The organism is Paracoccus sp. (in: a-proteobacteria) (assembly GCF_047973135.1).
In the GTDB taxonomy this organism is placed as follows: Bacteria; Pseudomonadota; Alphaproteobacteria; order Rhodobacterales; family Rhodobacteraceae; genus Paracoccus.
The window spans coordinates 1-6,951 of the sequence record NZ_JBKEBL010000161.1 but is presented as its reverse complement, the minus strand read 5'-3'; the positions used below and the strand labels follow the sequence as shown (position 1 = coordinate 6,951).

General features: G+C 63.5%; 6 protein-coding genes and 1 pseudogene. 5 read left to right on the top strand and 2 right to left on the bottom strand.

All coding sequences use genetic code 11. From position 1 onward, the window contains the following. Together ACK5L9_RS12315 and ACK5L9_RS12310 are read left to right on the top strand one after the other, a co-directional pair. A partial coding sequence (locus ACK5L9_RS12315) for a c-type cytochrome (RefSeq protein WP_416911758.1) occupies positions 1-1,152 on the top strand: 1,152 nt, incomplete at its 5' end. Positions 1,153-1,228: 76 nt separating this feature from the next. Next, positions 1,229-1,894 carry a Crp/Fnr family transcriptional regulator gene (locus tag ACK5L9_RS12310; protein WP_416911757.1) on the top strand — a complete coding sequence of 222 codons (666 nt, stop codon included), beginning with the start codon at positions 1,229-1,231 and terminating at the stop codon, positions 1,892-1,894. 105 nt (positions 1,895-1,999) lie between these two features. On the opposite strand, the gene ACK5L9_RS12305 is transcribed toward ACK5L9_RS12310, so the two are convergent. Then, a complete protein-coding gene (locus ACK5L9_RS12305) occupies positions 2,000-3,004 on the bottom strand; it encodes a S8 family serine peptidase (protein ID WP_416911756.1) in 1,005 nt (334 codons plus the stop codon). Positions 3,005-3,354: 350 nt separating this feature from the next. Here ACK5L9_RS12305 and ACK5L9_RS12300 point away from each other — a divergent pair, with 350 nt between their 5' ends. From ACK5L9_RS12300 to ACK5L9_RS12290, 3 genes are all read left to right on the top strand, one after another. After that, positions 3,355-3,792: a hypothetical protein gene (locus tag ACK5L9_RS12300; RefSeq protein WP_416911755.1), complete on the top strand. Its 438-nt coding sequence runs from the start codon at positions 3,355-3,357 to the stop codon at positions 3,790-3,792. A gap of 121 nt (positions 3,793-3,913) precedes the next feature. Then, the gene (locus tag ACK5L9_RS12295) at positions 3,914-4,315 is read left to right on the top strand and encodes a hypothetical protein (protein WP_416911754.1); all 402 of its coding nucleotides are present in this window, start codon (positions 3,914-3,916) and stop codon (positions 4,313-4,315) included. Positions 4,316-5,478: 1,163 nt separating this feature from the next. Further along, positions 5,479-6,135, top strand: a complete 657-nt coding sequence (locus ACK5L9_RS12290; protein ID WP_416911753.1) for a hypothetical protein — start codon at positions 5,479-5,481, stop codon at positions 6,133-6,135. 97 nt (positions 6,136-6,232) lie between these two features. On the opposite strand, the pseudogene ACK5L9_RS12285 reads toward ACK5L9_RS12290, so the two are convergent. Further along, positions 6,233-6,858, bottom strand: a pseudogene (locus ACK5L9_RS12285) (IS5 family transposase); the annotation flags it as partial. Between the last annotated feature and the right edge of the window lie 93 nt (positions 6,859-6,951).

Genomic DNA, 6,951 nt, shown 5'->3' with positions numbered 1-6,951 from the left:
CGCGCGGAACCGGACCCGGTCGCTGCCGGGCATGCGATCTTTGCCAATGGGCAGGGGCCGGGACCGGCCTGCGCCAATTGTCATGGCCGCGATGGTCTGGGCGGAGGCGAGGGCGAGACGCCGCCGGTGGATTGGCCCGCGCTGTCGGCGGCAACGCCCGCCCGGCCCGCCTATGACGCCGCCGCTTTTGCCCGCGCGTTGCGCGAGGGCCGGGGTGCGGATGGCCGCATCCTCAGCCGCCTGATGCCGCGATATGAGCTTGACGCGGATCAGGTCGCGGCGCTTGCGGCCTATCTGCGGGCGCTGCCTGATCTGCAACGGCAGGGCGTCGCTTCCGGCCGCCTGCGTATCGGGGTGTTCGGCGATGCCTATCTGGCGGCGTTGCGCGCGGCCCTTGGCGATCAGCCCATCCATGGGCGGGGGATCGAGTTGGTGCCGTTGCCCCGGAATGGCCCGCTGCCCGCGGATTCCGGCCTGCTGGCCGTCATCGGCCCGCGCGCGGCGAGCCTGTCCGCTGCGCGGCAGGCGGCCGAGCAGGGCATCCCGGTGCTGTTCCCGCTGGCCCCCCTGACGGGCGGGGAAAGCCCGTCGATCATCCGCAGCTTTATCCCGTCCGAACGTGCGGCGATGCAGTATCTGGCAGATCAGATGGCCGCAGAAGGCCCTGCTTCGGTCATCGTTCAGGCCGATCCCGCCGATGATTTCGCCGACCGGCTGGCCGCTCATCTGCGCGTGGCCCTGGCGCGAAGCGGGACCGAGGTTCATGTGCGCGCCTCGGGGGGAAGGGCAAGCGATGTGGTGTTGTGGGGCGACGCGGCGCCCCTGCCCGAGGGCCTTCGCCGCATCTGGTCCTTTTCGGTTCCTGTGCCGGAGACGCTGGCCGCCGCGCCTGACGCAGCCCCCCGCGTGATCCTGACTGCGCCGATGATCATCGGCGCGGCGATGAAAACCGGACAGCCGACGCTGCGGATCCATGCCGGGCTTGCCGCGCGCCTGCTGGCCGCCGCGCTGATGCAGGCCGGGCGCGACGTGACCCGCACAGGGCTGATGCAGGCATTCGCGCAGATGCCTCCGCCGGTTCCGGGACTGGATTACAGCCGCCAGCCACTGACCGGAACCGACCGGTTGCAGATCATCGTGATTGGCCGCTAAATTTGACGTAGGGGAATGGAATCGCCCGTTCGCCTGCTTTCATGTCCAGACCAGTCAGGGCCGCATGGATAAAAATTTGAATAAACTTCAAAATATACCGATGCTGGCGGCGGTTCCGACCGAAATTCTGGCCTCGCCCCGCCTGCGCTGGAGCGAAAGACTCTGCGGCGCAGGTCAACTTGTGATTGATCGCGAAAGCTCGGATCACAGTGTGGTCTTTGTGCGCGACGGCGCATTCATCGCCGTATACTGGACCGAGACCGGCCGCGAATTGACCTTTTCGCGCATCGGCCCCGGCGATTACTTCGGCGAACTTGCCGCGCTGGACGAGGGACCGCGCTCGATCAGCATCTATGCGCAGATTCCCTCGCGCGTTGTCGTGATCGAGGGGGAAAGCTTTCTGTGGCTGGTGGATGAGGTTCCGGCCTTTCGCGCCCGGCTGTTGCGCGATCTGACCGGGCGGATCCGCAGCCTGACAAAGCGCTTGACCGAAATGGTCAGCCAGAATGTCGATCAGAGGGTGCGGGGCTATCTGATGCGGCTGGCGCTGGAACAGGGCGTCTGTCAGCCCGATGGCGTGATCCATGATACCCCCACTCATGCCGAAATCGCCAGCTATATCGGCACCAACCGCGAGGCCGTCAGCCGCGTCATATCTGAATTGCAGAAAACCGGAGTCATTAACGCGGGGCGCCAGCGGCTGACGATCCTCAGCCCCGACGCGCTGGAACTGACGCTGTAGCGGTGGCGGAAAAGGGCGGGGCGGGGCGGGCAAAGCCCGCCCCGCGCGCTGCCGCCCGGCCGGAGGCGCGCTGCGCGCGCTGCCGGTCCGGCGGCTGGCTGTCGCCTATTTGATCGCCGCCGGTGCAAGCGCGCGCGAAAGGCTGGCTTCGCCCCGGCCAAAGCGGGCGGGGTCGTAATTCGTCACCGTGTCCTGGCGCGCCGTGTCAAGCAACTGGTTGGTGATTTGGGCCGGTGTCGCGCGCGTGAACTTGCTGCCCAGAATTGCCGCATAGCCCGTTACCACGGGGGCCGCGAATGAGGTGCCGTAAAGGCCGGTTTTGCTGCCCTCGACTCCGACTGTCAGGAACTGGTTCTGCACCGCCGGATCGTCGCCCGCATAGTTCGAATACCATGCCAGCGAAGCGGGTGCATCGATGCTTCCATTCCGGTCGAGGGCGCCGACAAAAACCGCCGATTGCTTGCCCACCAGCGCCGAATCCAGATAATCGACCTTGCCCGCGCCATTCACCGCGCCCACGGCCACAGCGTCATTGCCTGCCGCTTTCGAGACCACCGCCGCGCCCGTTGAGGCATAGCTGATGATCGACGCCTCGCGCGGGGACCAGCCGACCTGACTGGCGGTGTAGCCCGCATCGCCGAACATGCCATAGCTGAGATTCAGCACGTTCAGCCCGCGCCGCGCAAGGCTGACTGCGCGGGTGCTGCTGAAATCCTGTTTCGCAAGCTTGGCAGAGGGCGCGACCATCGTGGTGATGGCCGAGGTCCATTCACCATGCCGCTGCTGCACAGAGCCGGTTCCCAGATCGCCGGTATACACGCTGGCGCTGGTGAAATCGTCGATCACGGTCATGGTCGTGCCCTGACCGTAAAAGCCCTGCGACCAGGCATCCGCGATGTCGGGATGCATCCAGGGCTGCCAGGTCGCGACCGGCGCTGTCGTGCCGCCGCCGCCGGTCATGCCGCCGCCCCGCCCCAGAACACGAACGGTCACATGCGGCCCGCGCGCCTTTTGCGCGCCCGTGACCTTTTGCGCCTCTGCCACGACCGGCATCAGCGCGACCGAGGCAGCCAGCGCCGCCGCGACGGCCTTCAGCCCTGTTTTGTTCATCTTCGTCTCCTGTCTTGAGTGGATTGCCGCAGGGCATTCCTCATCGCGTGGCGCACCGGTCGAGGGGCACAGGAACAATCGCCGCCGGACGTCGCCACGGATCGGATTTGCGGGCAATTCATGGTGAAGAAATGATCTGCGGCCATCTTGCTGCGACGCGCGAAAGGAGGCAATCCTGCATTGGTTCAGGGTGTTGGCGCATCGGGATAGTGGCCTGCCCGGCCTGACGCAGCGACGCTGTCGAGAAGGTTTGACAAAGCCCGCGTGCAGGACCAGTTTGTTCTGCAGGCGTGGGCGTCCACTGCCTCTGAACCGTCTCACCGCGACCCCGCAAGCAAAGGATTTCTGCGATGAAGCTCTCTGACATGTTTTCCACCCTTGCTGAAAACGCGCGCGCCTTCGAAAAGCGCGCCTCGGAATGGCAGGACGAACTGAGCGCGCGCAACGAGGACATGATGGCCGGCATGCGCAAATGGCAGGAAACCGCCATGCAGCGCCAGGAAGAGGTGAACGCCCAGGTGCGCAGCTATTTCGAGGATGCGGGCGAAAATGTCCGCACTCAGTGGCAAAGCATGCAAAGCGCATGGGAGGACCAGTTCAAGGCGCTGCACGACAAGGGCGAGGAAATGCGCGATGCCGCGATGAAAAGCGGGCATTTCCCCGACTGGGCCGAGGCTTATGCCGCGCAGATGGTCGCCTTTGCCCAGAAAATGCAGGACGAGGCCAGCAACGCCATCGCCGCCGCCACCGAAGCGCGCGCCAAGACGGGCGGGAAAAAGAAGGGTTGAGCGACCGGGACGGGCGGGATCCTGCCTGACCCGTCCCGCTTTTTGGGGTGATTGTTGCCTGCTGAACGCGACAGACCGACAATGGCGGTATTGTCTTTATGTTATTTGCAGGAGTGATTCGATGGTTGGTATCAATCCGGTTTCTGGTCTCAACGCCGCTGCCCGGCAAGTCGTGCCGGTTCAGCCCGTCCAGATCCAGCAGCAGCCGCAGCCGGGTGGCGATCAGGCGGGGGCCGAAAAATACACGTCGGACGAGGAACGCAGGCCAAAAGATATCATCGGGGAAGCCCGAGACAAAATTAGTGAACGCGATGGCTGGGAAGGCGCGCCCAGCAGGCCGACGGAACCGCCCAAAGATCGGCTTAAGCCCGGCGAGTGGCAGGGGCGCCCAAGGGTTGCCTCGGCGCCATCCTCCTATGGGCCCGAGAATCGGAATATCAGCCCAAAACTGGCCGAGGGGCAGCGCGGCCTGCACGGATATAATTACGAGGCGCATGGCGCGCTGGACGCGAAGCTGGCCTGATTGCCGGATGACGCATGGCACCGCCGGATTGCGGGAATTCAGGTTCCCGCGATCCGGCGGTGTTGTCGTATTTGCGGCATCGGGTGCCGCAAGGCCCGGCGCTTGGCGGGCTTTTTCGCGGTCTGGCCGCTTTTGGCTGACCGGTGCGGGGAATGGGCAGGAAGCTGCCTGACATCCGGCCTGCCACCTTTGTTCCGGTTGCTTTCCGGGGAAGGCGATGGAATAATGAAGGGGCGTTAAGCATTATATTTAAATTAAAATACAACTGATTTTTAACTATTTTCACCACTAACTTTTTATCTGCGAGTATTATCATGACTGCTTTTGATTCGTCCGCTGGCGCGAACGCAAAAATGCGTTCGGTGGGTAGTGCGATACGTAACTCTTTGCCCCTGAAAAAGATCGAGATCCCCAAGGCCGCCCCGCCCAAAGCGCAACCTCAGCAGGCCGCTGCTTCGCGAAGCGCCGGTGTCAATAACGGAAACGCTACCCCACAATCCGGCGCGCAGACTGCTTCTGCCAACAAGGGGAATGCCGCCAACGCGCCGGTCAGCAAGGAACTGGCAAATGGTCAGAACGGGCTGAAGGCGTTCGGTCACGAGGCGCGGACAGCCTCGGCTGCGGCGTGGATCGGAGGGAACGGCACCGCAGGGGGTGGGGTTCAGAAATTTGGCGGCGGTGGCCCGACCGATCGCCCGACCCCTCCTCCTCAGTCCGGCCCCAAAGCAACCTCGACACCTGACTCCGAGCCTCCTGCGAAGTCCGGCCCGACAGCTACCCCTACTGCCGCGCCCAATGCCCCGCCTGAGCCTCCTGCGAAGTCCGGCCCGACAGCTACCCCTACTGCCGCGCCTACTGCCCCGCTTGAGCCTCCTGCGAAGTCCGGCCCGACAGCTACCCCTACTGCCGCGCCTAATGCCCCGCCCGAGCCTCCTGCGACACCTCCTTCGCCCAAGGTGCAGAATTTTCTGGATTTCAAACCCGGTCCGGCAGATCCCCGGCCGGACCTTCGGCATGATAACGGGCATCTGCAAGACCCCAACGACAAGAACAACGAGGTTCCACTGCCCACGCGAGAGCCGACCCTGGAAGAACGCGTGCGACATTTCGCGCTGTCATCTGCGGCTAAAAACCCGGCTGTGGCGGGAGCCATAGTAGGAGGGTTGGCACCACCATTTCCCCCGGGTGTCCCGCTAGGGTCGGCGGCGGGGTTCGGTGCGGGCGCAAAATATCCCAACGGGCTGGAAGCCTATGAGCATTATCTGAACGGTAACGGGGCGGACCGCGAGTTCGACTATGGTGACTATCTGGAAAACGATCCTGCCGGTCAGGAGACGCGTGACCAGTATCTTGGCCAGACCCGTGCCGAAGCGGATGAAAAATATGCCGAGATCGACCAGCAGGTCGGCCCGAACGAAGGCGACAGCATTACCGTTGAAATACACACCGACCCCGCCTCGACCAAAAGCGATGCGCAGGTCAGAGAGGACGGCGGCGGCTTTAGAGAACCGGCGTCAGAGGATTGGCAGAAGGCCATTGGCGGGCATAGTTCATGGAGCGGTTCAACCATCACTTATACCCGGAATGCCGATGGATCGCTGACGGCCTCGGCCGAGGTCACAATTTATGCCGAGGACCGCTATAACTTTAATCGGGGCGGCAGCGATATAGCGACCAACGCGCCGAATGACATAAACGGCGATCTGGAAGAGGCCGGTCTGGCACATCAGTATACGCAGCGCGGACAACAGACCTATCGGACCGAATGGCGGGTCGGAGATCCGAACGGCGCCGGGACCAGGACCGAAATGGTCGATTGAATGTGACGCGGCCTGCCCGGCCTGAATTCGTGGCTCCTGCCACGGGCAGGCCGGGTTTCGCAAAGCGCGCGCTTTGGGTGCCCAGTCCCGTGGACATTCACCTTGCGGCGATGATGGTCGCGACAAGGTGCCAGTTGGCGGCGTAGCTGCATGCGGTTTTTTCGTAGCGCGTGGCGATGGCCCGGAATTCCTTGATCTTCGCGAAGAAATTTTCGACCAAGTGCCGCCATTTATAGGCGTGCTTGTCGTAGTCTCGCTTGATCTTGCGGTTTGCTTTCGGCGGGACGATGGCGCGCGCGCCCCGCGCGTCCAACTCGGCAAGCAGCCAGTCAGCGTCGAAGGCCTTGTCCGCCAGAAGCGCATCGAAGGCCACGTTTTCGATTAATGGAGCGACACCTTTCAAGTCGTGGGCCTGGCCCGGCAGAAGCACAAAGTCGAACAGGGTCCCGAGGGCATCGACCAGTGCCACGATCTTGGTGGTCAGTCCGCCGCGCGAGCGCCCGATGGCCTGATCCTGAGCCCCCCTTTTGCGCCGCTCGCCTTCTGGTGAGCCTGAACGATGGTTCCGTCGATCAACGCGTATTCGAAATCGGGCTCTCCACGTATCTCTGTGAACAGGCGATCGAAAACACCCCCCTTGGCCCATCTGCGGAAACGCCGGAACACGCTGTTCCAGTTGCCGAATTCCACTGGCAGATCTCGCCAGGGCAAACCGGTGCGCACCCTCTATCTCCTCCGAACCGCTAGACCAAAACTCCCCGCAAGCCGCAAACGAAAGCGCGCCGGATTGTCCGACGCCTTCGCAAGATCAATCAT